At 67.0% G+C, this 24,741-nt stretch carries 25 protein-coding genes; 7 read left to right on the forward strand and 18 right to left on the reverse strand.

Going from position 1 to position 24,741, the window contains the following annotated elements; translation table 11 throughout:
* Positions 1-2: 2 nt before the first annotated feature.
* Positions 3-350, forward strand: a complete 348-nt coding sequence (locus THIX_RS03705; RefSeq protein WP_233224381.1) for a cytochrome c — start codon at positions 3-5, stop codon at positions 348-350.
* A 16-nt stretch (positions 351-366) separates the two neighbouring features.
* Here THIX_RS03705 and THIX_RS03710 read toward each other — a convergent pair whose 3' ends face one another.
* From THIX_RS03710 to THIX_RS03720, 3 genes are all read right to left on the reverse strand, one after another.
* Positions 367-630 (reverse strand): hypothetical protein, encoded by a 264-nt coding sequence (locus THIX_RS03710; protein WP_112485014.1) that lies wholly within the window; start codon positions 628-630, stop codon positions 367-369.
* A gap of 81 nt (positions 631-711) precedes the next feature.
* Positions 712-1,344 (reverse strand): YbhB/YbcL family Raf kinase inhibitor-like protein, encoded by a 633-nt coding sequence (locus tag THIX_RS03715; RefSeq protein ID WP_112485016.1) that lies wholly within the window; start codon positions 1,342-1,344, stop codon positions 712-714.
* A gap of 248 nt (positions 1,345-1,592) precedes the next feature.
* Positions 1,593-2,504 (reverse strand): cation diffusion facilitator family transporter, encoded by a 912-nt coding sequence (locus tag THIX_RS03720; protein WP_112485018.1) that lies wholly within the window; start codon positions 2,502-2,504, stop codon positions 1,593-1,595.
* Between the two features lie 265 nt (positions 2,505-2,769).
* Here THIX_RS03720 and THIX_RS03725 point away from each other — a divergent pair, with 265 nt between their 5' ends.
* From THIX_RS03725 to THIX_RS03735, 3 genes are read left to right on the forward strand one after another with little or no spacing between them, the layout of a single operon-like run.
* Entirely contained in the window at positions 2,770-4,482 is a 1,713-nt protein-coding gene (locus THIX_RS03725) for an ABC transporter permease subunit (RefSeq protein ID WP_112488134.1), read from the forward strand.
* Between the two features lie 48 nt (positions 4,483-4,530).
* Positions 4,531-5,937, forward strand: coding sequence for an AAA-associated domain-containing protein (locus THIX_RS03730; protein WP_233224382.1), 1,407 nt, complete (start codon positions 4,531-4,533; stop codon positions 5,935-5,937).
* A 49-nt stretch (positions 5,938-5,986) separates the two neighbouring features.
* On the forward strand, positions 5,987-7,156 hold the full coding sequence (locus THIX_RS03735) for a galactosyldiacylglycerol synthase (protein WP_112485019.1): 1,170 nt from the start codon (positions 5,987-5,989) through the stop codon (positions 7,154-7,156).
* Between the two features lie 40 nt (positions 7,157-7,196).
* Here the strand turns inward: THIX_RS03735 and THIX_RS03740 are convergent, their stop codons facing one another.
* The 6 genes from THIX_RS03740 to THIX_RS03765 all read right to left on the reverse strand — a co-directional run bounded on the left by THIX_RS03740 (position 7,197) and on the right by THIX_RS03765 (position 12,867).
* Positions 7,197-7,505, reverse strand: a complete 309-nt coding sequence (locus tag THIX_RS03740) for a hypothetical protein (RefSeq protein ID WP_112485021.1) — start codon at positions 7,503-7,505, stop codon at positions 7,197-7,199.
* Between the two features lie 92 nt (positions 7,506-7,597).
* Positions 7,598-7,930: a MoaD/ThiS family protein gene (locus THIX_RS03745; protein ID WP_371412871.1), complete on the reverse strand. Its 333-nt coding sequence runs from the start codon at positions 7,928-7,930 to the stop codon at positions 7,598-7,600.
* Positions 7,931-8,025: 95 nt separating this feature from the next.
* Entirely contained in the window at positions 8,026-9,309 is a 1,284-nt protein-coding gene (locus THIX_RS03750; protein ID WP_112485023.1) for an NAD(P)/FAD-dependent oxidoreductase, read from the reverse strand.
* Between the two features lie 110 nt (positions 9,310-9,419).
* Complete coding sequence (locus tag THIX_RS03755) at positions 9,420-11,267, reverse strand: aldehyde ferredoxin oxidoreductase family protein (protein WP_112485025.1); 1,848 nt, start codon at positions 11,265-11,267, stop codon at positions 9,420-9,422.
* Positions 11,268-11,278: 11 nt separating this feature from the next.
* Positions 11,279-11,755: a 4Fe-4S dicluster domain-containing protein gene (locus THIX_RS03760; RefSeq protein WP_112485027.1), complete on the reverse strand. Its 477-nt coding sequence runs from the start codon at positions 11,753-11,755 to the stop codon at positions 11,279-11,281.
* Positions 11,756-12,027: 272 nt separating this feature from the next.
* Positions 12,028-12,867, reverse strand: coding sequence for a ferritin-like domain-containing protein (locus THIX_RS03765; RefSeq protein WP_112485029.1), 840 nt, complete (start codon positions 12,865-12,867; stop codon positions 12,028-12,030).
* 158 nt (positions 12,868-13,025) lie between these two features.
* Here THIX_RS03765 and THIX_RS03770 point away from each other — a divergent pair, with 158 nt between their 5' ends.
* The gene (locus THIX_RS03770; protein WP_233224383.1) at positions 13,026-13,688 is read left to right on the forward strand and encodes an OmpA family protein; all 663 of its coding nucleotides are present in this window, start codon (positions 13,026-13,028) and stop codon (positions 13,686-13,688) included.
* A 79-nt stretch (positions 13,689-13,767) separates the two neighbouring features.
* On the opposite strand, the gene THIX_RS03775 is transcribed toward THIX_RS03770, so the two are convergent.
* Complete coding sequence (locus THIX_RS03775) at positions 13,768-14,607, reverse strand: DUF3014 domain-containing protein (protein ID WP_112485033.1); 840 nt, start codon at positions 14,605-14,607, stop codon at positions 13,768-13,770.
* 262 nt (positions 14,608-14,869) lie between these two features.
* On the opposite strand from THIX_RS03775, the gene THIX_RS03780 reads away from it, so the two are divergent.
* The gene (locus tag THIX_RS03780; RefSeq protein WP_112485035.1) at positions 14,870-16,855 is read left to right on the forward strand and encodes a PhoX family phosphatase; all 1,986 of its coding nucleotides are present in this window, start codon (positions 14,870-14,872) and stop codon (positions 16,853-16,855) included.
* Positions 16,856-17,251: 396 nt separating this feature from the next.
* Positions 17,252-17,587, forward strand: a complete 336-nt coding sequence (locus THIX_RS23675) for a hypothetical protein (RefSeq protein ID WP_162497972.1) — start codon at positions 17,252-17,254, stop codon at positions 17,585-17,587.
* A gap of 211 nt (positions 17,588-17,798) precedes the next feature.
* Here THIX_RS23675 and THIX_RS23730 read toward each other — a convergent pair whose 3' ends face one another.
* From THIX_RS23730 to THIX_RS03820, 8 genes are all read right to left on the reverse strand, one after another.
* Positions 17,799-17,960, reverse strand: coding sequence for a hypothetical protein (locus THIX_RS23730; RefSeq protein ID WP_199195230.1), 162 nt, complete (start codon positions 17,958-17,960; stop codon positions 17,799-17,801).
* A complete protein-coding gene (locus THIX_RS03790; RefSeq protein WP_112485037.1) occupies positions 17,957-18,700 on the reverse strand; it encodes a COG4280 domain-containing protein in 744 nt (247 codons plus the stop codon). Before THIX_RS03790 ends, THIX_RS23730 begins: the two co-directional genes overlap by 4 nt.
* On the reverse strand, positions 18,697-19,803 hold the full coding sequence (locus THIX_RS03795) for an ABC transporter ATP-binding protein (protein WP_112485039.1): 1,107 nt from the start codon (positions 19,801-19,803) through the stop codon (positions 18,697-18,699). Before THIX_RS03795 ends, THIX_RS03790 begins: the two co-directional genes overlap by 4 nt.
* 3 nt (positions 19,804-19,806) lie before the next feature.
* On the reverse strand, positions 19,807-21,534 hold the full coding sequence (locus tag THIX_RS03800) for an iron ABC transporter permease (RefSeq protein WP_112485041.1): 1,728 nt from the start codon (positions 21,532-21,534) through the stop codon (positions 19,807-19,809).
* A 33-nt stretch (positions 21,535-21,567) separates the two neighbouring features.
* Complete coding sequence (locus THIX_RS03805) at positions 21,568-22,611, reverse strand: ABC transporter substrate-binding protein (protein ID WP_233224384.1); 1,044 nt, start codon at positions 22,609-22,611, stop codon at positions 21,568-21,570.
* Positions 22,612-22,616: 5 nt separating this feature from the next.
* Complete coding sequence (locus THIX_RS03810) at positions 22,617-23,375, reverse strand: energy transducer TonB (protein WP_112485043.1); 759 nt, start codon at positions 23,373-23,375, stop codon at positions 22,617-22,619.
* Positions 23,372-23,779: a biopolymer transporter ExbD gene (locus THIX_RS03815; RefSeq protein WP_112485045.1), complete on the reverse strand. Its 408-nt coding sequence runs from the start codon at positions 23,777-23,779 to the stop codon at positions 23,372-23,374. The genes THIX_RS03810 and THIX_RS03815 overlap by 4 nt, the downstream gene beginning before the upstream one ends.
* A gap of 150 nt (positions 23,780-23,929) precedes the next feature.
* Complete coding sequence (locus THIX_RS03820) at positions 23,930-24,661, reverse strand: MotA/TolQ/ExbB proton channel family protein (RefSeq protein ID WP_112485048.1); 732 nt, start codon at positions 24,659-24,661, stop codon at positions 23,930-23,932.
* Between the last annotated feature and the right edge of the window lie 80 nt (positions 24,662-24,741).

Consider the following 24,741-nt stretch of genomic DNA (forward strand, 5'->3'; position numbering starts at 1 on the left):
GCATGAACAACAGACAACGCATCACAGCACTCGGCCTGGCGCTTGCCGCATTCGCCGCCACGGCCTTGCTGCTGACCAGCCCGGCCCAGGCCGTCACCCTCAAAAGCACCAGCGTCAAGCTGCCCGAAAGCACGCGCGTGTTCCCGGGCGACTCGGCCGGCGCCAAGGCCGCCAACAGCTACTGCCTGATGTGCCACTCGGTCGGCATGGTGATGAACCAGCCCGATCTGGGCAAGGCCGCCTGGCTGGTGGAGGTCAACAAGATGAAGAACGTCTTCAAGGCGCCCATCCCCGAGGACCAGGTTGCCGTCATCGCCGACTATATCGACGGCATCAAGGGCAAGAAGTAAGGGGTGAGGGACAAGCTCATTGCCCGCACTGGGCCTTGAGCTTGTCGAGCTGGCTGTAGGTGATGGGCTTGCCACCAACGGTGGCGGCGTTGATGGCCTGCGCCATGCAAGGTGTGGAGGCGCTCATCTCCAGCTCGGCGGGGTCGACCGGCAGGCCGTCGCGGCGCCAGCGCAGCAGGCCGAGGATGATGACCAGCACCAGGATGCCGACGCCGATGCCGATGAGCCCCTGCCATTGCACGTTGAGCGGTTTCTTCGGGCTGATGCTGTCCTGGGTCATGGCAGTGGGCTGGCAGATGGCGTGGCGTTGCGGGGCGCAGCGGCGCAGTTTAGGGCCCGGCCCCCGGTTCCGGCCCCGCCTTCAGGCGGCGTGCAGCAAAGCCGGGTTGAGGGTGTAGGTGCCGCTGATGCTGGCCTGCGCCAAGACATGGCCGGCGATGGCGGCGCGCACCTGCTGGCCGGTGAATGCGCCGTCCACCGCGCAATGCGCCACGTCCAGCGCGTAGAGCGTGAAGATGTAGTGGTGCAGCAGCGCATCGTTCCACGGTGGGCAGGGGCCGTCGTAGCCGTAGTACAGCCCGGCCATGTCCTGGTCGCCCTGGAACCAGGCGGTGTAGTCGTTGATGCCGTGGCGCGGCGCGGATTCGGCCAGCGGCTGCTTACCGCGCGGGGTCACGCCGGCGCTCATCGCGCCTTCGGCAATGGCGCGCCAGTCCGGCGGAATGTCGACCAGCACCCAATGGAAAAAATCCACCCGCGGCAAGTCGGCGGGCACGGTGCGGCCGTCGAGGTTGACATCGTCGGCGCGACTGGGCACGTCCGGATCGTGGCTGATGAGGACGAAGCTTTGCGTGCCGGCCGGCACCCCGCTCCAGGCCAGTTGCGGGTTGCGGTTGTCCGACAGGGCCACATGGCCCACCGCGGACGGTTTGCAGAACGCGAACTGGATCGGAATGGCTTGCTGGTCCTGGAAAGACTGGCTGCTGAGTTGCATGGTGGACTCCGGTTCTGGGCAGGGGGTCGAGGTGTCGTGGTGTGGCGCAAGAAGTGGATGCGCGATGGGGCTGTCGTCGGGGCCGTGTGGCGGCGGGTGTGCGTCAACCCTGGCTCGAATTTAGCGCAGCGAACGCACCCGCGCAGCCCTGGTTTGAGGGCCTGGCGTCGTGGCTTCGCGGGGGTTTTGCTGCGGCCTTGTTGTCGCCGGGGGCGGCGGCTGCAACGGGCGCAACGGACTGTGGGGCGTCATTCGGGCAATTTGGCGGTGGCGTTCGGCTGGCCGCATTCCTCCTGGTGGGTTTCCTCGTCCTGCGGCAGGGTTTCAATCGTGACGCCGATGCCGGGAATGGCGTCCATCAGCGCTTTTTCCACCGTCAGCCGGCAATGTGCGGCGCGGCCCAGGGTCCACTGCGCCGGCATGTGCAGGTGCATGCTGACGAAGCGGCGGGTGCCGGCGCGGCGGGTGCGCACATGGTCGAAGCGCATCTCCTTGCTGCGGTAGCGCACCAGCACCTGCTCCACCGCGACCAGATCGTCGTCCGGCAGGGATTTGTCCATCAGCCCGTCCACCGAGCGCGCCACCAGGCTGTAGGCCTCGCGCAGGATGTGCAAGGCCACGGCAATGCCGACCAGCGGGTCGAGCCAGAGCCAGCCGGTGATGGGCACCAGCACCACGCCGACGATGACGCCGAAGCTGGTCCACACGTCGGTGAGCAGATGGCGGCCGTCCGCCTCCAGCGCGATGGAGCGCAGGCGCTTGGCGCCCTGCAGCATCCACCAGGCCACGCCGGCGTTGATGGCGGTGGCCAGGGCGATGAGCGCCACACCCAGCGGCACCGACTCCACCGGTTGCGGCGCCATCAGCCGCTGCGCAGCCTCGACGACGATGAGCACCGCGGCCACGCCGATGAGCAGACCCTCGATGCCGCTGGAGAAGTACTCCGCCTTGGAGTGGCCGTAGGGGTGGTCGGCATCCGGCGGGCGGCCGGCGATGCTGACCATGAGCAGCGCGAAGCCTGCGGCCACCACGTTCACCATCGACTCCATCGCATCCGACAGAAAGCCCACCGAGCCGGTCAGCCGGAAAGCCAGCATCTTGAGCGCGATCACCAGCACTGCGGTGGCGAGCGAGACGTAGAGGTAACGGCGTATGTGCATGAGTCAGGGATTGTGGGGGCCGAGCGTCCATCGGGCCAAGGCTTTCGCTTGGGCTAAGCCTTGGCGCCGCAGACGGATTGTGCATGGCCGGCATGACGCTTTCACGTCGGGGCGGAACGCGGAACATTCGCCTTTGCATCGCAGCCCACAGGCGCTGGCGGCCCTGCGCTTTCTCATCAGACGCCACCGCCTTGTCACAATGCTGCCGATAGACTGCAAGGTTCACCGGCCGCGCCTTGGCGGCCCGGTGCCCGCCCGCACACCCATGTCATTCGCCCTGCGCCGCCTGCCGCTGCCCGTGCCCAACCGACGCGACCTGATCGCGTTGCCGCTGGTCATCGCCCTGTTCTTCATCGTCAGCCATGCCGGGCACCAGATGGCGGTGCCCTATCGGCTGGGGCAGAACATCCCCATCTCGCTCTCGCCCACGGCCCTGCCCGAGTATGGCTTGTACACCGTGCTGCGCATGCTGGCGGCGCTGGTGGTGTCTTTCGTCTTCACCCTGGGCTACGCCTGGCTGGCGGCGCACAACCGCTACGCCGAGCGTCTTTTGGTGCCGGTGCTGGACGTGCTGCAGTCGGTGCCCATCCTGGGCTATTTGTCCATCACCGTCACCGGCTTCATGGCGCTGTTTCCGGGCAGTCTGGTGGGGGTGCAACTGGCGGTGATCTTCGCCGTGTTCACCTCGCAGGCCTGGAACATGACCTTCAGCCTGTACCAGTCGCTGAAAACCGTGCCACGCGACCTGCAGGAAGCCGCCACGCTGTACCGCCTCAACGCCTGGCAGCGATTCTGGAAGCTGGAGCTGCCGTTTGCCATGCCCGGGCTGTTGTGGAACACGATGATGTCGATGTCGGGCGGCTGGTTTTTCGTCGTGGCGTCGGAGGCCATCACCGTGGCGCACCAGACGGTCACCGTCCCCGGCATCGGCTCCTACATCGCCCGGGCCATCGAGGCGAAAGACCTCGGCGCCATCGGCTGGGCCATCGGCGCGATGATCGTCATCATCCTGCTGTACGACACGCTGATGTTCCGCCCCATCGTCGCCTGGGCCGACAAGTTCAAGTTCGAAATGACGTCCTCCGGCGAGGCTCCGCGCTCGGCCGTGCTCGACTACTTGAGACGCACCCGTGTGCTGCGTCAACTCGCGGTGATCCCCGCGGCGCTGTGGGAATTGACGGTGCGCCTGAGTCCGCGCGTGGCGCAGAAAGCGCCAGCGCCTGCCGCGCGCCGGCGCTGGGGCGACGGCGTGTTCTATGCCGCCGTGGTGGTGATCGCCGTGTGGGCCGTGGTGCGGCTGGTGCAAGTGCTGCCGCGCGACTTTGGCTGGCCGCTGGTGGGCCATGTGCTGTGGCTGGGCCTCATCACCGGCTTCAAGGTGTTCGTGCTGGTGGCGCTGTCGGCGCTGATCTGGGTGCCCGTGGGCGTGTGGATCGGGCTGCGGCCGCGCTGGGCACAGGCGGCGCAGCCGCTGGCGCAGTTTCTCGCCGCCTTCCCGGCCAATCTGCTGTTCCCGCTGGTGGTGGTGGCCATCGTCCACTGGCATTTGAACGTGAACGTGTTCAGCGCCCCGCTGATGGTTCTCGGCAGCATGTGGTACATCTTGTTTTCGGTCGTGGGGGCGGCGTCGGCCATTCCATCCGACATGCGCGAAGCCGCGCAAAATTTGGGATTGCGCGGTTGGCTGCTGTGGAAGCGGCTGTATCTGCCGGGGGTGTTTCCCGGCTTCGTCACCGGCGCCATCACGGCCTCGGGCGGGGCGTGGAACGCCAGCATCGTTGCCGAAGTGGTCAGCTGGGGCGACAAGACCCTGGTGGCCACCGGATTGGGCGCCTTCATCAGCCAGGCCACGGCGCAGGGCCGGAGCGCGCAGATTGCCCTTGGCGTGGGCGTGATGTCGCTCTATGTGATCCTGATCAATCGTTTATTCTGGCACCGTTTGTACGAGTTGTCCGTGCGCCGCGTGCGCCTGGACTGAGTGCGCTGATTGCCGCACCTGAAGCCGCACCGCACGGAGACAAGACCCATGGCCGCCGTTCCGCAAACCCTGCATCCCCAGCCCACCGCGGCCGAGGCCGCCCCCGGGCTTGCGCCGCAGCCGCACGAGGGTGTCGACATCTTCCGCGCCGAGCATGTGCGCAAGGCCTTCAAGGCGCCAGACGGCACCGATCTGCTCATCCTCGACGACATGAATATGCACCTGCGCGAGGGTGAAATCCTGGTGCTGCTGGGGCGTTCCGGCTCGGGTAAATCGACCCTGCTGCGCATGCTCGCCGGGCTGATTCCGTCCAGCGGCGGCGCCCTGCTGCATCGCGGCCGCCCCATCGACGGCCCGGTGCCGGGGCTGGCCATGGTGTTCCAGAGCTTCGCCCTGTTCCCCTGGCTCACGGTGCTGCAGAACGTCGAGCTGGGGCTGGAGGCGCTCAAAGTGCCGCCGGCCGAGCGCAGGCAGCGTGCGCTCGCCGCCATCGACCTGATCGGCCTGGACGGCTTCGAGTCGGCCTATCCGCGCGAGCTGTCGGGCGGCATGCGCCAGCGCGTGGGTTTCGCCCGGGCCCTGGTCATCAACCCCGATGTGCTGCTGATGGACGAGCCGTTCTCGGCACTGGACGTGCTCACCTCCGAGACCCTGCGCACCGACCTGCTCGACCTCTGGGCCGAGCGCAAGATTCCCACACGCGGCATTTTGCTGGTGTCGCACAACATCGAGGAAGCGGTGCTGATGGCCGACCGCATTCTCATCCTCGGCTCCAATCCCGGGCGCGTGCGCGCCGACATTCCGGTGCAGTTGCCGCAGCCGCGCGACCGCGAGTCGCAGGAGTTCCGCGATCTGGTCGAGCATATCTACGGCATCATGACCGCCCGCCCCGCCGCCAGCGTGAATGTGGCGCAGCGCGGCGCCATCAGCATCGGCCACCGCCTGCCGCATGTGTCGATGAACCAGATCGCCGGCCTGCTCGAAGAACTGGTTTCGCTGGAGCAGGGCAGCGGCAACAGCCGCATCAGCCTGCCCGAGCTGGCCGAGGACATGCACTTCTCGGTGGACGATCTGTTCCCGCTGATCGAGGCGGTGGAGCTGCTCGGTTTCGCCCAGGTGCTGGAGGGCGACATCGAACTCACCCCCGCCGGCCGCGTCTTCGTCGAGGCCGATGTGCAGGAGCGCAAGTCCCTGTTCGCGCGCCACCTCATCGACCGCGTGCCGTTGGCCGCGCGCATTCGCGCCGTGCTCGACGAGCGCCACAACCACCTCGCACCCGGCGCGCGCTTTCGCAACGAACTGGAAGACCATTTCAGCGAGGAAGAAGCCGAGCGCGTGCTCGACACCGCCATCGACTGGGGCCGCTACGCCGAGGTCTATGCCTACGATGACAACGCCGATGTCTTCAGCCTGGAGAACCCCGGCGAGGACGAGGCCGAAGGCCTGGCCGCCTGAGGCGGGTGGTTGACGCCGCTGCCCGCGCCGCGCCAAGAGAGCACCGCCCATGCCCAGCGTCGATCTCGTCTACTTCAACGCCGGCGGCGGCCACCGCGCCTCGGCCCTGGCACTGCAGCAGGCGATCGCCGCAAGCGGCCTGGGCTGGACCGTGCGGCTGGTCAATCTCACCGAGGTGCTCGACCCGCAGAGCAGTTTTCGCAAGCTCACCGGCATCGCCCCGGAAGACCTGTACAACAAGCGTCTGGCGCACGGCCTGACGCTGGGCCTGGCGCAGGAACTCAAGCTGCTGCAGGCGCTCATCCGCCTAGCGCACCAGCCCATGCTCAAGTCCCTGCAGCAGTATTGGCTGCGCACCGAGCCGGACATGGTGGTCTCGCTCATCCCCAACTTCAACCGCGCTCTCTGCGAGAGCCTCGCGGCCAGCCTGCCGGGCGTGCCTTTTGTGACCGTGCTGACCGATCTGGCCGATCATCCGCCGCATTTCTGGATCGAACCCGGGCTGGCCCAGCATGTGGTTTGCGGCAGCGCCCGCGCCGTGCAACAGGCCCGCGAGGCCGGCCATCCAGCGGCGTACATCCACCCCACATCGGGCATGATCATCCGGCCGGATTTCTACTGCGAGCCCGCCAGCTTCGACCGCGCCGCGCGGCTGCAAGCCCTGGGCCTGGACCCGGCCCGTCCCACCGGCGTGGTGATGTTCGGCGGCCACGGCTCGCGCAGCATGCTGGGCATCGCCCAGCGCCTGCCCGAGGTGCAACTCATTGTGATGTGCGGCCACAATGCCAGGCTTGCCGACAAGCTGCGCGCCCTGCCGGCCACGGCGCCGCGCCTGATTCTGGGCTTCACGCCGGACGTGGCCGAGTGGATGCGCCTGGGTGACTTTTTCATCGGCAAACCCGGCCCTGGCGCCTTGAGCGAAGCCCTGCAGCTCGGCCTGCCCGTGGTCGTCGCGCGCAACGCCTGGACCATGCCGCAGGAGCGCTACAACACCGACTGGGTGCGCGACAACGGCTTCGGTCTGGTGCTGCGCAGCTTTCGCGGCATCGACGCCGCGCTGCCCGAACTGCTCGCCGCGCTGCCGGCTTACCGCGAACGCGTGGCCGCCTACCGCAACCGCGCGGTGTTCGAATTGCCCGGCATCCTGGCGTCCATCCTCGACGCTGCGCAGCAGCCGTTCAGCCCGGCTTCTGGCGATGCAAGCGCTCAAGCCTGGTGAGTGGTGGGCATCGGACGGGTCACGACATCGGCAACGCGTTTCAGCCGCCGCCCTTCTGAAAATACGCGGTGAAGCGCCGCCACCAGCGAGCTCGGATTTCAGGCGTTGGCGCATCGAGTTCGATCTGCACCGACCAGCGTTCGAGCACGATCAGCCCCAGGCGGGCGGGCTGGATCGGGTGCAGGGCGATGCGCCAGGCGCAACCGTCGTGGCAACCGGCAAACATGTCGGGGAGATGGGGCGGCGGGCTTTGCAACGGGCCGAAGGCTTGCGCGAGTTGGCGCGCGAATTCGGCGCGGGTGATGGCCATGTCCAGGGTTGCGCTGGCCGGCGCGTCGGGGCCGAACATCTTGTGAGTGCCCCCGGACCTGACGCGTACGCGTCAGGCCTCCCCAGGGGGATGAGAAAGCTTAGGAGCGACCCTGCGTTTTCTCATGCGGTTCAGCCGCCGGCAACCGGGGGCCAGATCGCCAGGGTTTCGCCGTCCAGCAGCGCCCGCGTGTCGCGATGTTCGGGATCGATGTAGACGCCGTCCACCAGCACCAGATGCACCAGTTGCCAGGGCAGGCGAAAGCGTTCGACCACGTTCTGGATGGTGGTGCCGGCGGCCAGCTCAAGGCTGATCTGGTGGCCCTGGCGCGGCTGCGGCAGGTAGTCGGTGAGCGTGGCCATCAGCTTGAGCTGGATGCGCACCGTCTGCGCCGCGGCGACAGCGGTGGCGCTGGCGGGCGCGGCGTCGGAGGTGGCGGGCTGATCGGCTGGGGCGGTACGCATGCGGGGCGAAGGAACGGGGCTGGTGTTGGTGGGAAGGCTGGCTGTGCGAAAGGACGTTGGCGCAGGAAGCCGGGAAGGGCGCAGTTCGGGCACCCTCAGGCCGCGAGCAGGCTGCGGTGGTCTTGCGCCTGGGCGCAGGCGAGATAGGCGTCCATCAACCGCGTCGGGTCGGCCAGCAGCTTGTCTTTCCAGCCGCCGAGTTTCACCCGCCCTTCCACCAGCCCGCGCAGCACGCCGATGTGGGCGGTGGTGCCGATGCTGTTGCTGCCGACCATGACGTCGCCGTCGAACTGCAGGCTCAAGTGGCGATGCCCGGGGCGGTCGGTCAACTCCACGCCCTGGCCGCCGGGAACGCCCTGCCACTGGCCGAAGCTGCAGGAGATGAGGCCCAGGGTGTCGAGCACGTTGATCTGGGTCACGCCGCGCAACTGGGCGTGCTTACCCGCCATATTCATCGCCGCGACATAGGCCTGGTCGACGGCATTGGGTTGGATGGCGCTGACGATGGGCTTGCCGTAGATCGCGTCGAACGCCTCGGCGCAGTCGCCCGCCGCAAAGATGCCGGGGACATTGGACTGCATGCGCTCGTCGGTCAGCACACCTTGCAGGCAGCGCACGTCCGAGCCCTCGAGGAAGCCGATATTGGGCTTGACCCCGGCGGCGGAAATCACCAGATCGGCGGGCAGACGCGCACCCGTGGACAGGCGCACCGCGAGGGGCGCTTGAAGATCGGCGGGGTTGGATTCGATGGATTCGATGCGCGCGCCGGTGTGCACCGTCACGCCCTTGGCCTGCACCCAGTCGCGGATCATGCCGCCTGCGGTTTCACCCATCATGCGCGGCACCATGCGGTCGCCCATCTCCACCACCGTGAGCTGCACGCGACGGCGCACCAGCGACTCCATGATGATGCAGCCGATGAAGCCGGCGCCGAGCTGGATGACCCGCGCCCCTGGCACGGCGAACTTCTCGATCGCGCGCGCATCGTCCAGCGTCCAGCAGGTGTTCACGCGCTGGGCGTGAATGCCGGGGATGGGGGGCAGTGCCGGGCTGGAGCCGGTGGCGATCAGCAAGGTGTCGAAGGCCAGCGTGCCGCCTAATTCCAGCGCCAGGGCTTTGGCGGCGGGGTCCACGGTTTTCACCCGGTCGCGCTTGAGCGCGATGCCGAGCTGCTGCCAATGGTGCGGGTCTTTGCGCAGCCAGATGCCGCGCTCGGTGATGTCGCCGTGCAGCAGATAGGGAATGGCCATGCGCGAATACGGCGGCGCGTCCTCGTCGCCGATCAGGGTGATGGTGTCGGCCGCCGGTGCGTTCTTGCGCAGGGTTTCGGCCGCGACGACGCCGGCCGGGCCGTTGCCGATGATGACATGGTGGTTCATGTGGGTTCCCCATTTCCAAGCCGGCGCAGGGCCGCCCCAGGCCAGCTTGGCTGACGAGAACGGCGCAAAGGATCGTGCGAGCAAAGCGAGCGAAACTTTGCGCCGTTTCTTCACAGGCCGAGCCGCGACCGCGTCTCGGGCTTGAGCGTGCCCTCGGGCGTCCAGCCGCGCAGCTCGTAATACTTGGGCAGCATTTCCGGCAGCTTGTTGACCATGCCTTTGGCGGGACCGGTTTTGGCCGGTTCCTTCAGCAGGCGGGGCGGCAGGGTGTCGTCCTTCGCGGTGAAGCCGGCGCGGTTGTTGTAGTCGCGCTCCATGTTCCAGATGCGCTCGCCGATGGTGCTCAGGTTCTCCATGCTGAAACCCTCATCACAAGCTGCGGCCAGCTGCGGCTGCAGGTCGGCCAGGGTCCAGGCGAAGGTGGTGAACACGCACACGCCGGCCGAGTCGAACACCGCCGTGGCGTCCTGGAAGGCCTTCACCAGTTCGGGCTTGCCCTCGGTGACCAGCGGATCGGTTTTCACCGGAATGCCCAGCACTTCCGACGCCACGGTGTAGCCGCGCAGGTGGCAGGCGCCGCGGTTGCTCGTGGCATAAGCCAGCCCCATGCCCTGAATGCCGCGCGAGTCGTAGGCCGGGAACTCCTGCCCCTTGACGCTCATGCTCAGCTCGGGGTGAGCGTACTTGGCGGTGAGGCGCTTGCTGCCCAGGCCGATTTCCTTGCCGAAGCCCTCGCCGCGCGCGGTGATCTCGGCGAAGTAGGCCAGCGCCTTGGCCGAGCCGAACGGCGCCTCGATGCCGAGCTGCTCCTTGGTGATGAGGCCCATGTCGTACAGCTCCATCACCGCGCCCACGGTGGCGCCGAAGGTGATCGGGTCCATGCCGTCCTCGTTGCAGATGAAGTTGGCGTAGGTGAGCGCTTCCAGATCGTTGACGCCGTTGGCCGCGCCCAGCGCCCAGGCCGCCTCGTATTCCAGGCCGCCCGAGGCGCCCCAGTACTGCGGCTTGTTCTCCACGGAGAAGTGGTGCGCGTCGATCTTGCTGATGCGCCCGCAGGCGATGGTGCAGCCGAAGCAGGCCTGGTTGGTGACGAGGTTGGGCTTGCCGTCGGACTTGCGCGGCTCGTGCATGGCCTCGCCGGAAATGTCCTTGGCGCCGTCGAACTGCACGTCGCGGTGGTTGCGCGTGGGCAGGGCGCCGATTTCGTTGATCACGTTCATCAGCACCTGGGTGCCGTATTTCGGCAGACCCTGGCCGGTGACGGCGTTGTCGTGCAGCACCTTCTTGCCGGCGCTCACCGCCGCCATGAAGGCCTTGGGGTCGCGCACATGGCCCACGCCCAGGGTGCCGCGCAGCGCGATGGCCTTGAGGTTCTTGCTGCCCATGACGGTGCCGACGCCGGAGCGCCCGGCGGCGCGGTGCAGGTCGTTGACCACGGCCGCGTACATCACGCCGTTTTCTCCGGCGCGGCCGATGGAGTTGACACGAATCAGCGGGTCCTGGTGATGGTTCTTGATCCAGGGTTCGGTTTCCCACACCGTCTTGCCCCAGATCGGCGCGGCGTCGCGCAGCTCGGCCTTGTCGTTCTCGATGTAGAGGTAGACCGGCTTGGGCGATTTACCCTCGACGATGATCATGTCCCAGCCCGCCATCTTGAGTTCGGCGCCGAAATAGCCGCCGGAGTTGGAGCAGGCGATGGCGCCGGTCAGCGCCCCTTTGGTGATGACCGAATAGCGCCCGCCGGTGGACACCATGGTGCCGGTCAGCGGCCCGGTGGCGTAGATGATCTTGTTGTCCGGCGACAGCGGATCGACCTTGGCGTCGACCTCCTCGACGAAGTATTTGGTCGCCAGCCCGCGCTGGCCGATGTAGTCGCGCGCCCACTGCATGTTCAGCGGCTCGCTCTTGGTGGTGCCTTGCGTGAGGTTCACGCGCAGAATTTTTCCGGCCCAGGTCATGGTCGTCTCCTTCAGGCTTGAGTGTTCTGGTTGCCCAGCTTGCCGGCCCATTGCTGCATGCGCGACAAGCCCGTCCAGTCGGCGTCGACATAGGTGATGGCGCCGGTGGGGCAGGCCTCGGCGCAGGCCGGCTCGCCGCCGCACAGGTCGCATTTCTGCACCTTGCCGGTATCGGCCACGTAGTTCACCGTGCCGAACGGGCAGGCGATGGTGCAGACCTTGCAGCCCACGCAAGTATCTTCCAGCACGATCTTGGCGCCGGTGGCGGCGTCGAGCTTGATGGCTTCGACCGGGCAGGCGTGCAGGCACCAGGCCTCGTCGCACTGGGTGCAGGTGTAGGGCACCTTGCGCCCGGTTTCGTGGAAGTCGAACACCTTGATGCGGCTCTTGGCGGTGTTGAAGATGCCGTAGTTTTCGTACGAGCAGGCCATCTCGCATTGCAGGCAACCCGTGCACTTGTCCGGGTCGATATGCAGGGACTTTTGCATCTTGCGTCTCCTCGGTTGTTGTCGCGGTCACAGCTCGGATGGACTGGCCGCAGTTCGTAGACCACCAGCGTCGAGCGCAACGGCGGCAGGCCACCAAAGACCGCCACAAGCCTCGACTCCCGACCCACTATAGACCGCGCTGAGAGGCCTTGGAAGCCACGCGCGCCGAGTATCCGATCGCGTTTCTCGGGTATCGATCCGAGCGTCATCCACCTCAGGTTTATCGCCAGGCTGACGTCAAACTGACACCGTGGCGCCGGGAGGCATCGGGCTCAGTTCAGCAGGACGCGTCGGGCCACCGCTGCCAGTGGGCGTTCGGCCCAGCGCTGCATGCGGCCGCCCAGCAGCAGGGGCTTGAGCGCCATGCGCACGGCCAGGTCAACGGGGTATTGCGCGCTCATCAGCGCGTATACCTGTCGACTCACGGCGTTGAACGAAGGCGGCTGTTCGCGGCCGCGGAAATACCAGGCCGCGGCATGCCGCAGGGCGATGTCGGCGTCGCTCTGGCGCAGCTCGGCGACGCGTCGCCACAGCGCCGCCATGACCTTCGGACGACCCAGGGCTTCGCGCTCGCGGTACTTGAGAAAGTAGTGGTAGAAGTGTTTGTAGTGCTGCACCTCGTCGTTGCGGATATGCCAGGTCAGCTCGCGCAGCACCGGCTCGCCGCACACGGTGTTGAGCGCCTGGTAATAGGTGGTCGTGCCCATTTCCACGATGCAGCGCGCCACCATTTCCTGGCCGCGCGTGGGCTCGAGTTGCTCCGCGGTGCAGAGCTTGGCGTATTCGCTGAAGAAGTCGGCATAGGCGCCGTCCCAGTCGAATTCCGGCCAGACATGGTGGATATAGGCCTTCAAGGCGCGGCCATGCTGCAGTTCCTCCGGCTCCCAGTGCTCGATCAGCCAAGTGCCGATCTCGGCATCATCGGCAAAGTAGTCGACCAGGTTGCGGGTGTAGGTGTCGGTGCCGCTTTCAATGAACGAGGCGCTGCACACCAGCAGGAACAGATCGTCGCGCTCGCGCAGGCTGGCGCAGTCGATGGGCCCAAAGTCCAGGTCTTCAAGGCGCCAGCGCAAATCCGGGCTGTGCGATGCGTCAAGTGATGCGTCTTGCATGGTCGATCTCCCAAGAGGTTGTGGATGGGACACCCCTTACCCTACTTTAGTTCGGGTTTTCCTGGATGGCTCGGGCGCCAGCGTGACTTCGGCGCCTGTGCGGACGCTGCCCGGTAAACTGACAGGCCGATGTTTGACCCCGCATGAGGAGAATCAAAATGCTGCAAAGAACGCTTGTCATCGCCGTGGCCGGCGCCCTGGTTTTGGGGGGCTGCGCCGACATGAATCAATCCCAAAAAAGCACGGCGCAGGGAGCCGGCATCGGTGCTTTGGCGGGCGCCGCCCTTGGCGCTCTGACGGCGGGCGGAAACACCGGCCGTAGCGCCGCAACGGGCGCTGCTGCCGGCGCCGCGGTCGGCGCCCTGGGCGGCTATCTGTGGAACCAGCACCTGGAAAAGCAGAAGCAGCAGATGGAACAGGCCACCGCCGGCACCGGAGTGCAGGTGACGCAAACGGCCGACAACCGCCTGAAGATCAATGTCCCGGCAGATGCCGGCTTTGCCACCGGCAGCGCCCAGATCAACAGCAACCTGTACCCCGCGCTCACGCAGTTGGCGACGGGGCTGATGCAGAACCCGACCGAATCGGTGCAAATTCTGGGCTATACCGACAGCACCGGGACCGACGCGATCAATTACCCCTTGTCGGAAAACCGCGCCTTGAGCGTGAAGAACTACCTGGTATCGCGTGGCGTGCAACCGCAGCGCATCGCCACCCAGGGCATGGGCCCGCAAAACCCGGTGGCCAGCAACGCCACGCCGCAAGGCAGGGCGCTGAACCGGCGCGTGGAAATCTACGTCGCCTACCCACCGCATCCCTGAGCGGGCGCGAGCCGTTGTGGCATGGCAGCGGCCGTCGGCCCACGGGTCCGCCGACGTCTGCCAGCCGCAGGGCGTGCCATCAGCCAGCAGGGGTCGATGTGCCTGGCCGCATCTTCTCCAGCAAGGCCTGCCGGATGGCGCGTAGCTTGGCCTTGACCTCGGTTTCACCGGTAGGGCCCAGGCGCATCAATATTTTCTGTCCGACCGAGGCCGACTCCAGGCGCGGATCGGCATACTGAAACAGCACTTTCGGCTGCACCAGCAGCACCGGCGGCCTGGGTTCGGGCGCGGCCAGCAGGTTGTCGATGACCACGAGCAGCCGGTTGTTGAAGCTGGCGTGCGGATAGCCCAATTCGGTGTAGGCCTGCTGGAACAGCGGGTAGAACTCCAGGTAGACCTCCACGAGTCGTTCCGGCTTGACCTGCCGCAGAACTTGCAGATAGGGCGCATAGCGCTGCGCGTTGTCGGGGCTGATGGCCAGGTCCGCGCCCGTGCCGCTGGTGCGCAACAAGCCAGGCACCGGGCCGACCGGCCACGCCTTCACCGGCGCCTGCTGCCGCGGCAGGTTGTCGATGGTGGCGACGATGTGCAGGATGAGGCGATGCGGAATCAGCCATTGCGCAAAGGCCTTGTGACCGATCAGGCCGGCGAGCGCCTGGCCGATGGCGCCATCGCTCTGGTCGAGCTTGGGCAAGTTGGCCGCGTTCTGTTGCGGCAACTCCAGTTGCGGTGCCGACGCCGGCGATGATGCCGGCACCGAGGCCGGCCCGGCGACTGGCTGACTCTGCGCCGCTGTGGCCGCAGCGCTGGCGCTTGGGTGCAGCGTAGCCGGCAGGTGGCCGCGCTGCCAATTGAAATAGCCGATGGCAGCCACCAGTGCCACGAGCACAACGGCGACGATGAGCAAGGGGTTTTTCATGGTCTTCCTTCGATGGTGATGCCATCGACTTCGATGCGCATGACCGATAAGGCACGGGTGATTCGCTGCAATACCTGCCGCAGGTATAGCCCAGCTTGGCTTGCATCACAAGCGCGGACCGGGTGCGAGCCGACTGTCAAATTCCTGTCACGTCAGTCATGTAACTTCTTGTGAGCCATGTCAGTGAACGTGACACCACCGACAGACGACACCGCCCAGCGGCTTCATTCCCATCCGCTCACCCTGACCGAAGGATCGTGCCATGACCCAAATCCCCACCTTGTCGCGCCGGCAAGCACTCAAGCTGTTCACCGGCGCCCCCCTGTTGCCGCTGGCCGGCGGCCTCAGCGCAGCCTCCTTCTTGACGGCCTGCGGCGGCAGTTCCGGCACCGCGGCGGCCACACCGCAACCTGGCCCAGCCCAGGCCGCCACGCCCACTGCGGCCAGTTTCAGCTCCATGGCCGCCCCGGCTCTGGCCGATGCCGCCGCGATGGCCACCACCAGCGTGGCCTCCAGCCTTCGAGTGGCATACAGCAATGGCAGCACGCAAACCTACAAGCTTGGCTACCAGCCGATGTTCATCACTGGAGACCAGGTGCCCAATCTGCTGGGCGGCACCATCCTCGCCGGCGGTTGTTTCGACATCGACGGCAACCCCATCATCGACAAATCCGTACCCGGGCAGGAGCGCCCGTTCTATTCCGACTGTCCCGATGGGATGAGCCTGTTGCAGACGATTGCCGGCGCCGACAAGGCCAAGCTCGGCGTCAAGGGCAATGTGGTGTTTGCCGTCGTGCAGTTCGAGTACACCACGCGCGACCAGGCGCAAGCCAGCCAGTACGGCCGCCTGCTCTCGCCGATCGCCGTGCTCACGCTCGACCAAGAGCCGACCACCGGCAAGCTCACCTTGGCCAGGTACTCCAACGTGCCGACCAAGCCGGCGTATGGCCTGTGGATCACCTGCGGCGCCAGCCTGTCGCCGTGGAACACACACCTCAGCAGCGAGGAATACGAGCCCGACGCCTTCGCCATCGCCAACAACAGCCAGTTCAAGGCGTTCATCACCAATCTCTACGGCGACGCCAACGCCGTGAGCGATCCGGTCAAGGCCAACCCCTACCTCTACGGCCACCTGCCCGAGGTCAAGGTCAACCCCGACGGCACCGGCAGCGTGGTCAAGCATTTCTGTCTGGGCCGCATTTCGCACGAGCTGGTGCACGTCTGCCCGGATCAGCGCACCGTGCTGATGGGCGACGACGCGACCAACGGCGGGGCCTTCATGTTCGTCGCCGATCAGTCGGCCGATCTGTCCTCGGGCACGCTGTACGTGGCCAAGGCGACGCAGACCTTGGGCAACGGTCCTGGCGCATTCACGCTCAATTGGATCAAGCTTGGCAGTGCCACCAGCGCCGAAATCGAGCAGTTGGCCAAGACCCTCAAGCCCACCGACATCATGGACGTGGCCACGACCAATCCCAATGATCCGAGCTTCACCAAGATCCGTTTGTCCGGCAAGGACAACTGGGTGAGGCTCAAGCCCGGCATGGACAAAGCGGCAGCCTTCCTTGAGACGCACCGCTATGCGGCGCTGGTGGGCGGATCGATGAGCTTTACCAAATGGGAAGGCACGACGGTCAATGCCAAGGATAAGGTCGCCTACATCGCGATGAGCTACATCCAGGCCTCGATGATCGATGGCACCACCGACATCAAGGTCCAGGGCCCGCGTGCAGGCGCTACTTATGCGATGAACCTGAAGACGGGGCAGAAGGACGTGAGCGCCATGGCGATTGCCAGCGACTGGGTGCCGGTGGACATGGCGCCGCCCGCCGCCTTGGTGGGTGAGGATCTGGCCGCACCGGACGCGCTGGGCAATCTGGCCAACGCCGACAAGGTCGCCAACCCCGACAACCTCAAGTTCTCGGAAAAGCTGCGCACCCTGTTCATCGGCGAAGACAGTGGCATGCACGTCAACAACTTCCTGTGGGCCTACAACGTCGACACCAGGCAACTCAGCCGCATTCTGTCGTGCCCCGCGGGGGCCGAGTCCACCGGTTTGCAAGGCGTGGACGACGTCAACGGCTGGACCTACATCCTGAGCAATTTCCAGCACCCGGCCGACTGGGAAACGCCATTGCACGACAAGATCAAGTCCACGCTCGACCCGCTGATCAGGGCCAACTACAAAGACCGCTACGGTGCGGCAGTCGGTTACATCACCGGGCTGCCGCAAACAACCAAGGCTTGAAGCGTGGCCTGGCCAGCCGGTGTGTTGCCCAGCCAGCGTGGCGGCGGTTTTGAGCGCCCCCAGGGTCGGCTCGCCGGCCAGCCCCCCGTGGGGGTCAAGGAAACTTGGGGCGGCCCTGCGTTTCCTTGAGAGGCTTGTCTGACCGCCATGCCGATCTGGCCGCGGATCGGCATGGCGGTTTGCGCGTCCTTGGCGAGGAACCCGGATTGATGCATGGCCATCGATTCCCACAGCCAGCCATGATTCCGAGTGACCTGCAAGGTGATGATGTCGCCCTGTCGCGAAGCCTTGCGTAAAGGCATGAATAACCATGGGAATTGCAATTCGACAAACGGGCTTTCGAAGGGGGTCCGGCGGCGGCTTGCGCCAGCCTGATGCGCGGGCTTAGGCTTGGGCATGGCGGCCGAAGAGTCGCCAATTTCCCGGAGGTCTGTGATGTTCGACACGCATGAATCGGCAGGGCTGTGGTCGCTGGGATTACGCATCGAGAGCGCCGCTGATGCGCGCCTGGCCGCCTGGCTGCGAACGCGGCTTGGAGCGCAGCCACTGCGCGAAGCGGCACTGGTTTTAGCGAGCCGCAAGCAGCCCAGGCCTCTCAAGGTTGCACGGGCGCTTGGGCTGACGCTGCCGCCAGAGTTTGTGCAGAGCGACGCCATGCCAACATTGCAGGACCTGCGCCGCCACGACCAGGCTCGTCGCCAGGGTTGGCCGCAGCCGCTCGACGGGCGGTAAATTCGCCGCCGCATTCCCGCCGCCTTTGAGCGCCCCCGGGGTCGGCTCTCCGGCCCCGCCCCCCGTGGGGGTCGAGGAAACTTGGGGCGGCCCTGCGTTTCCTTGAGAGTCCTCACAGGCGCGAAGACTCGCCTTCAGGTCGTTCGAGCTGTACGGCCGGCGCTGGTTCAGCCTGCGTTGCCGGTTGTATGGCGCCTGCCTGGGCGAGGCGTCACGCCGCCTGCCAGAACGCCGCGGCGAAGAGCGCCGCCACCAACACCCAGCCGCTGGCAGAAGGCATCCATTGCGCAACCATCCAGGCCAGCGCCACGGCCAGCATGACCGAGGCGACATTGCGGACGTCGCCAAAAATGAGCTGGAAGACCTTTTTCATGTGCGCGCTCCTTGCGTGGCGAGTTGCGGCACGCGTAACTTGAAGGCGGACAGCCGCCCGGCCACCGCATAGACCGTGAACAGCAGCAAGAGCGTGGCGTCGCCCAGGGGCCAGACCTTGGCTTCATCGAGCAGGCCGCCCAGGCTCCAGAAGGTGCCGAAGGCCAGCAGGGCGCAGGCGACGGTGAACTTGAGGGTGTTCTCCGGCACTTTGGTCAGCGGCTTGCGCAGCACCAGACCCACGGCGATGACGGCCAGCAGCGCGGCCACGGCGCTGCCAGCGGCCTGGCCGTAGCTGATGGAGCGGCCCAGGGCCACGACCAGCAGCCATACCTCCAGGCCTTCGAGCAGCACGCCTTTGAAGGCCACCGCCCAGGCGACGCGGGCTTCGGCGTGGTCGATCTTTTCGCGCGTTTCGGCGAACTCTTTCGCTTCGTCGTGCAGCTTGGTGCGACCGGCGTAGCGGCGGATGGCCTTCACATACCAGCGCAGGCCGAACAGCAGCAGGAACAGGCCGATGGCGGCGCGGATGATGTTGATGTCGGCCTGCACCACGTTCAGCCCCGCGCCGGTCACGGCGATGAGCGCTGCGACCACGGCCAAGGCCGCAGCGGCGGCTCCGGCGGCGCGTGCCCAGCCGATGGACAGCGCCACCGCCAGCACGATGGTGAAGGCCTCCACCCACTCGACGGCGGAGGCCAGGAAGACGGCGGTCATCCCGCCCCATTGGGTTGCATTCATACGGCCAGTTCCTCGGTTGTTGTCGTTGTCGTCGCAGGGTAAAGCAAAGCCTGCGCGGCGGCGATGCGCAGGGTGATGGTGCTGCCCGCCGCGTGGCGCAGAGCGTCGGGCAGCGCGTCCGGCACGGGCAGGCGCAGCGGCACTCCAGACAGGTCGATGCGCAGTTCGGCGTGTTCGCCCACGGTGAGGTGGCCGAGCACGCGCGCCTGCGCTGACCAGCACGGTGTGTCGACATTCAAGTGGGCGTGTGGCAGATGCAGCGCCGAGGCGCGCAGGTAGAGGGTGTATTCGCCGTCGGGCTGCTCCGCCTGAGCGGTGCTTGCAGCCACCTCGCCCCAGGGCGCCTGCAGACGGCCCGCCTGCAGGCGCACCGGCCAGGCTCCAAGCGCGCCGGTGAAGCGCGCCACAAACGCCGTGGCGGGCTGGCGCAGCAGGTCGCGCGGGGCGCTCAGTTGCAGCAGGCGGCCTTGCGCCATCACGCCCACGCGGTCGGCCAGGGCCAGCGCCTCGCGGTGGTCGTGGGTGATGTAGAGGGCGCTGATGCCGTGCTCGCGCACCACGCTGCCAATCAGGTCGCGCAGCTCCTCACGCAAGCCCGCGTCGAGGTTGGACAGTGGCTCGTCGCACAGCAAGAGCCGGGGTCGCACCGCCAGCGCACGCGCCAGCGCCACGCGCTGCTGCTGCCCGCCCGACAGGGCATGCGGATGGCGGTCAGCCAGGTCGGCCAGCCCCACATCGGCCAGCATGGCACGGGCGCGTGCGCGCGATGGCTCGCGCCCCAGGCGATGCAAAGGCAGCGCGACGTTGTCCAGGGCGCTCAGGTGGGGCCACAGCGCGTAGTCCTGAAACACCATGCCCAGTTGCCGCTGTTCCGGCGGCAGGAAGGGGCCGTCCGCCGCGTCCACCACGGTGGCGCCCAGGCGCATGCTGCCGCCGTCCAGCCGCTCCAGCCCGGCGACCAGGCGCAGCAGCGTGGTCTTGCCCGACCCGGAAGGGCCGAGCAGGCAGAGGATTTCGCCTTCCTGCAATTGCAGGCTGACGTCGTGCAGCGCGATGGTCGCGCCGAAGCGCTTGCGCGCGGAGTCGATGTGCAGCAGGGTCATGGTTCAGGGGGTGCCGAGTTGTCGCCAGGCCACGGGGGTGAGGCGCTGATAGGCCCAGCGCGCCAGCAAGGCGAAGGCCAGCAGCACGGCCATGCCCAGCACCTGCAAGCGCGCCTGCTGGTGCAGCTGGAAGCCGCCCGCATATTGCAGCAGGGCGACGGCCAGCGGCGGGTGTCCTGCGGGGTAGAGCAATTCGGAGGCGGGCAGCTCGAACGCAATCGACAGCACCGCCAGCAGCCAGCCGTAGAACAGCGAGCCGGCCAGCAGCGGCAGATGCACATGGCGCAGGGTCTGCAGACGCGACAGCCCATGCACCCGGGCGGCATCGGCCAGCGAGCGGTGCAACTGCGCCACCGGCCCCAGCAGCACCCGGCTGGTGGCCGGCACCGCCAGCGCCACATAAGCCATGCCCAGCAGCAGACTGCCGCCATACAGCGGCGCATACGGCTGGTTGTAGGCCTGCAGATAGGCGGCGGCAAGGACGATGAGCGGCAGCGCCATCATCGCCAGCAAGGCGACATCGAGCACGCGGCCCAAGCGCCCAGGGCGGGCAGTCAGCCAGGCCATCGGCAGGGCAATGAACACGGTGATGCTGGCTGCGACCCAAGCCAGTTGCAGCGAATAGCGGATGGCGGCAAGCAATGGAGGGAGCGAAGCGGCAATCTGCGCCCAGCCCGCCTTCGGCCACGCCACGCCGAGCGCCGCGAAAGTGGGTAAAGCCAATGCAAACAAGGCCAGCGCCAAGAGCAAAGCGCCATGCAGCAGTTGGTGGCTGGTTTGCAGCCGCACCCGCGCGGCAGGCCGGTGCTTGGCACCCAGGGTTTGATGCTGGCGGGCGCGCCGCCCCACGCGGCTTTGCAGCACCAGTGCGGGCAGCACCAGCGCCAGCAGCAGCCAGGACGTTGCCGCCGCCAAGGGGAAGTTCAGCGGCATGCCGTTCACCGCCTGATAGATGGCATACGTGCCCATGGTGAAGCCGCTGCTCGCTCCCAACGTGGCCACCACCGCAAAGTTGCGCAGCGACTCGGCGTAGGCCATGGCGAAGCCGGCGGCCAGTGCGGGCAGCAGCGCGGCCAGCCCCAGGCGCAGCCGCCACAGACGCGACAGGCCGTGCACCCGCGCGGCTTCCTGCAGCGCGGCGCTGCTGTTGCGCAGGCTGCCTTGCGCCACCAGAAATACATAGGGCACGACCTTGAGGGCCAGGGTGAGGATGATGCCCACCGGGCCCAGCAGCAGTTGCGCGGCGTGCAAGGCCGTGGGCCATGCAGCCAGCGGGCCGATGGGCGCGGCCAGCAGCATCCAGCCCGAGGCGAGGAAAAAGTCCGGGAAGATGAGCAGCAGCCACACCCCGGCTTCGATCCAGCCGCGTCCGCGCAGATCGGTGCGCTCGCGCAGCCAGGCCAACCACAGGCCGAAGGGCAGCGAAAGCACGCCCACGGTGAGCGCCACCCACAGCGAGTTGAACAGCGCATGCAGTTCATAGCCCTGGAAGGCGTGGCGCAGCGGGGCAAGCGTTGGCCGCAGATCACCCTGCAGTACATGCGGCAAGAAAGCCGTGAACAAGAAGCCCAGCAGGGGATAGGCCCACAGTGCGGCAAACGCCACAGTGGCCAGCAGTAAGCCGACACGCAAGCCCCAGCGGCGCCCAGCGGTGCGCGTGCCGCTGGGCGCGTGCGTCGACGCCAAGGCGGGTTCGGCCAGCCAGCGCAGGTCTGGATTGCGGGCAGTCATGGGCGCGGTGTTCAGCGGGCGCTCAGTGGACGGTCAGCGTGCGATCTGCGCGGTGAACCAGTCGATCACCTGCGGCTCTCTCAATCCCCATACGGCCGGGTCGAGCACCAGCGGCTGCACCCTGCCCAGCAGCTTCAGGCTGGGCAGGGGCGCGACGCCTTCGAGCAAGGGCAGATCGTTGGAGTCGGCATCGGCGTCGCCTTGCTGCATCGCGGCCTGTCCTGCAGGCGACAGCACCCATTGCACGAAGCGCCGCGCTTGCTGCTGCAGCGTGCCCGACACCTGCTTGCCGATGGCCAGATCGGACGGCAACACGGTGGCGGGTGCGGGTGTGGCAATGTGCAGCGCGGGCATCTCGTGCAGGAAGCCGATGGCCGCCGAGCTTTGCACCACGGCGGCGTCGATCTGGCCGTACTGCAGCGCGCGCAGGGTCACGCTGTTGGTGGGAAACACCTTCAAGCCGTTGGCTTTGAGACGCTCGAAATATGCCTTGCCCGGCGTGTCCCCCAGGTGTTGCAGCAGGCCCGCGACCAGCGGATAGGTGGGGCCGGAGATGGCCGGGTTGTCCATGCCCACCTTGCCGCGCAGCGCGGGCTTGGCGAGGTCGGCCCAGGTCTTGGGCCAATCGGCCTGCGCGATGGTCCTGGGGTTGTAGAGGATGACCCCGGCATAGGTCACGCCCACCGGCTGCCAGCAATGGCTGGGCGGCACGAGTTGCCGGCCCAGCGCGGTGTAGCGCACGGCAGGTGTCCAGCCGCATTGCAGCAGGCCTTGCGTGGCGAAGGTCTGCATCGCCTGGTTGCCGTCCAGCCAGAGCACGTCCCATTGCGGGTTGCCGCTTTCAGCCTGCACCCGCGCCAGCAGCGGGCCGGTGCTGAGGTGAATGAGGTTGACGGGAATGCCGGTGGCCTGGGTGAAGGCTTGCGCGACATGCTGGTCGTAGCCCATCGCGCCATAGACGGTGAGGGTGGCGGCTTGTGCCTGCGCTGACGCGCCAAGGCCGAGCAGCGTGGCCGTGGCAAGCTGGCGTGCAAAGCGGCAAGCCAGCTTGCTTGTGCGGCGTGATGTCGAGGCCATGGAAGTCATTGATCGTTCAGGTGAAACCGCACCCAAATGGTGAAGGCCATGGCTTTGCCTTGCAGCACACGGGGTGTGGCGGGATAGGGGGCGTTGCGCACGGCATCGAGCGCGGCGTGGTCCAGCGGGCCGGCACCGCTGGACGTGACCACGCGCAAGTGGCTGACCACGCCGTCGCGGAAATCGAAACCCACCAGCGTCTTGCCGGAGAGCCGCATCAGGCGCGCGGCTTGCGGATAGCGCACCGCCGCCTGGATGGCGCTGCGCAACGCGGCCTCGAAGCCGGCCTTGATCGAGGCGGCGTCGGGTGCCGGGGGTGCCGGCGGTTGCGGCGGAGCAGGCGGTGTGGGCGCCGCCACCGGCATGGCCGGCTTGGTGTCGGGCACCGGTGCGGGCGGGGCCTCCAGCTTCGGCGTCGCCACCGGCGGCGGTGGCGGCGGCTGCGCGGGTTTGGGGGCGACCTTGTGGAGGACCGGCCTGGGCCGCGGCTTGACGACGGGTTTGGGGGTGGGCTTCGGCAGCGGCTTGGGCACGGGCGGCCTGGGCGTTGGCGGAGCGACCGTTTGGGGCGCCGGCTTCGGGGCGTCGAGCACGATTTGCATCGGCGCAGGCGGTGGTGGCGCCGATGCATGGTCGGCCAGCCAGAGCAGAGCACCGACGATGACAACCTCCAGCAGCAGCGCAGCGCCCGCCGCCAGCGGCCAGCGCTGCCCGTCATGCGGCTCACGCCAATGCTGCGGGGCGTGCTGCAGCACGGCGCTCATGAGCCGCTGCCTCCGCCCTGCCGCGTCGCCAGGCCGATCTTCGTCACTCCCGCCTGGCGGCAGGCGTCCATCACCGCCATGAGCTGCTGCAGCGAGGTGTCCTTGTCTCCGGCCAGGGTCACCTGCAGTGCACCCGGCTGCGGCCGGCTCTTGAGCATGGCGGTGAGCTGCGCCGGGGTGAGTGCCCTCTGGTCGAAATGGATCACGCCCGCCTTGTCCACCGCCAGGGTGATCTGCGGCTTGGGCATGGCCTGGGCGGTGGCGCTGGTGGGCAGGCGCGAGGCGATGCCGGCGTCGGGAATCATGTGCAGCGTCACCATGATGAAGAACACCAGCAGGAAAAACATGATGTCGATCATCGGAATGATCTCGATGCGGGCTTTCTTGACTTCGAAATACTTCATGGCAACTCAAGGAAAAGTGCCGCAGCGCGAGGGCGCCGCGGCGGAAGCGGACGGAGAATGCGCGCTTGCTTGTAGAAAGGGTGTGATGGAAAGGGTGTGAGGAGCGAACTGGCGCGTTGATCCGAGGCCTGGAATGGCACCGTGCCGAGGTCAGGCAATTTTTTGTTGCAGCGCCTGGCCCAGGGCGCCGGCAGGCGCGACGCGGTTGGGGCTGACCGGGGTGACGACCGGATGCCGCGCGGGGCCGCGCACGCCGCCTTCGCGGTAGTGCGGCACCATGCGGTTGGCCAGCATCAGCTTGATGCGTTCGAGCTGGTGCATCAGCAGGCGCACGCGCTGGTTCAGCGCGTTGAACGCCACCAGGCCGAGCACGGCGATGAACAGCCCGGCGGCCGTGGCCACCAGCGCCTCGCCCACGCCGCCGGTGACGGCCTGCGAAGCCGCCCCCGGATTGGCCAGCGCCGAGAAGGTGTTGAACATGCCGATGATGGTGCCCAGCAGGCCCAGCAGCGGCGCCAGGGTGACGATGGTGTCGAGCACCCACAGCCCGTGGTCGATGCGCGGCGCCTGGTCCATCACGGCCTCTTCCAGGCGGCTGGAAAAGTGCTCGATGGCGTCGCTCATATCGTGATGCAGCGCCACGGCCACCACCTGCGCCGCCGGTGTATCGGCGTTCGCCTCGACCAGGCCTTTGAGTGATTTGGCGTCCACATGCGCGTGGCCCTTCAGTTCACGCACCCAGGTCTTGGCCGAGTCCAGCATGCGCGAGAGGGTCCAGAAACGCTCCACGGTCACCGCCAGAGCCACGAACAGCAAGACCAGCATGATGTAGAGAATGCCGCCCGAAGTCTGGGCGATGTGGGTGAGCGTGTCGAATGACATGGTTTGATTCCGGAAATGGGGTCGGGAAAATCAGCAACGGTAGCGAAAGTTCGTGACGATTCTTCGAACTTTCACCCCGT

Origin of the sequence: Thiomonas sp. X19 (assembly GCF_900089495.1) — a bacterium.
Lineage (GTDB): Bacteria > Pseudomonadota > Gammaproteobacteria > Burkholderiales > Burkholderiaceae_C > Thiomonas_A.

Bases quoted from the DNA above. Each gene is read 5' to 3' on its own strand.
- THIX_RS23730 (WP_199195230.1), bottom strand. From the start codon at position 17,960: ATGAAAAAGGTCTTCCAGCTCATTTTTGGCGACGTCCGCAATGTCGCC.
- THIX_RS03710 (WP_112485014.1), bottom strand. From the start codon at position 630: ATGACCCAGGACAGCATCAGCCCGAAGAAACCGCTCAACGTGCAATGG.
- THIX_RS03775 (WP_112485033.1), bottom strand. From the start codon at position 14,607: ATGAAAAACCCCTTGCTCATCGTCGCCGTTGTGCTCGTGGCACTGGTG.
- THIX_RS03735 (WP_112485019.1), top strand. From the start codon at position 5,987: ATGCCCAGCGTCGATCTCGTCTACTTCAACGCCGGCGGCGGCCACCGC.
- THIX_RS03810 (WP_112485043.1), bottom strand. From the start codon at position 23,375: ATGAGCGCCGTGCTGCAGCACGCCCCGCAGCATTGGCGTGAGCCGCAT.
- THIX_RS03780 (WP_112485035.1), top strand. From the start codon at position 14,870: ATGACCCAAATCCCCACCTTGTCGCGCCGGCAAGCACTCAAGCTGTTC.
- THIX_RS23675 (WP_162497972.1), top strand. From the start codon at position 17,252: ATGGCGGCCGAAGAGTCGCCAATTTCCCGGAGGTCTGTGATGTTCGAC.
- THIX_RS03760 (WP_112485027.1), bottom strand. From the start codon at position 11,755: ATGCAAAAGTCCCTGCATATCGACCCGGACAAGTGCACGGGTTGCCTG.
- THIX_RS03800 (WP_112485041.1), bottom strand. From the start codon at position 21,534: ATGACTGCCCGCAATCCAGACCTGCGCTGGCTGGCCGAACCCGCCTTG.
- THIX_RS03730 (WP_233224382.1), top strand. From the start codon at position 4,531: ATGGCCGCCGTTCCGCAAACCCTGCATCCCCAGCCCACCGCGGCCGAG.
- THIX_RS03720 (WP_112485018.1), bottom strand. From the start codon at position 2,504: ATGCACATACGCCGTTACCTCTACGTCTCGCTCGCCACCGCAGTGCTG.
- THIX_RS03750 (WP_112485023.1), bottom strand. From the start codon at position 9,309: ATGAACCACCATGTCATCATCGGCAACGGCCCGGCCGGCGTCGTCGCG.
- THIX_RS03725 (WP_112488134.1), top strand. From the start codon at position 2,770: ATGTCATTCGCCCTGCGCCGCCTGCCGCTGCCCGTGCCCAACCGACGC.
- THIX_RS03715 (WP_112485016.1), bottom strand. From the start codon at position 1,344: ATGCAACTCAGCAGCCAGTCTTTCCAGGACCAGCAAGCCATTCCGATC.
- THIX_RS03805 (WP_233224384.1), bottom strand. From the start codon at position 22,611: ATGGCCTCGACATCACGCCGCACAAGCAAGCTGGCTTGCCGCTTTGCA.
- THIX_RS03705 (WP_233224381.1), top strand. From the start codon at position 3: ATGAACAACAGACAACGCATCACAGCACTCGGCCTGGCGCTTGCCGCA.
- THIX_RS03795 (WP_112485039.1), bottom strand. From the start codon at position 19,803: ATGACCCTGCTGCACATCGACTCCGCGCGCAAGCGCTTCGGCGCGACC.
- THIX_RS03755 (WP_112485025.1), bottom strand. From the start codon at position 11,267: ATGACCTGGGCCGGAAAAATTCTGCGCGTGAACCTCACGCAAGGCACC.
- THIX_RS03790 (WP_112485037.1), bottom strand. From the start codon at position 18,700: ATGAATGCAACCCAATGGGGCGGGATGACCGCCGTCTTCCTGGCCTCC.
- THIX_RS03770 (WP_233224383.1), top strand. From the start codon at position 13,026: ATGCTGCAAAGAACGCTTGTCATCGCCGTGGCCGGCGCCCTGGTTTTG.
- THIX_RS03765 (WP_112485029.1), bottom strand. From the start codon at position 12,867: ATGCAAGACGCATCACTTGACGCATCGCACAGCCCGGATTTGCGCTGG.
- THIX_RS03815 (WP_112485045.1), bottom strand. From the start codon at position 23,779: ATGAAGTATTTCGAAGTCAAGAAAGCCCGCATCGAGATCATTCCGATG.
- THIX_RS03745 (WP_371412871.1), bottom strand. From the start codon at position 7,930: ATGCGTACCGCCCCAGCCGATCAGCCCGCCACCTCCGACGCCGCGCCC.
- THIX_RS03740 (WP_112485021.1), bottom strand. From the start codon at position 7,505: ATGTTCGGCCCCGACGCGCCGGCCAGCGCAACCCTGGACATGGCCATC.
- THIX_RS03820 (WP_112485048.1), bottom strand. From the start codon at position 24,661: ATGTCATTCGACACGCTCACCCACATCGCCCAGACTTCGGGCGGCATT.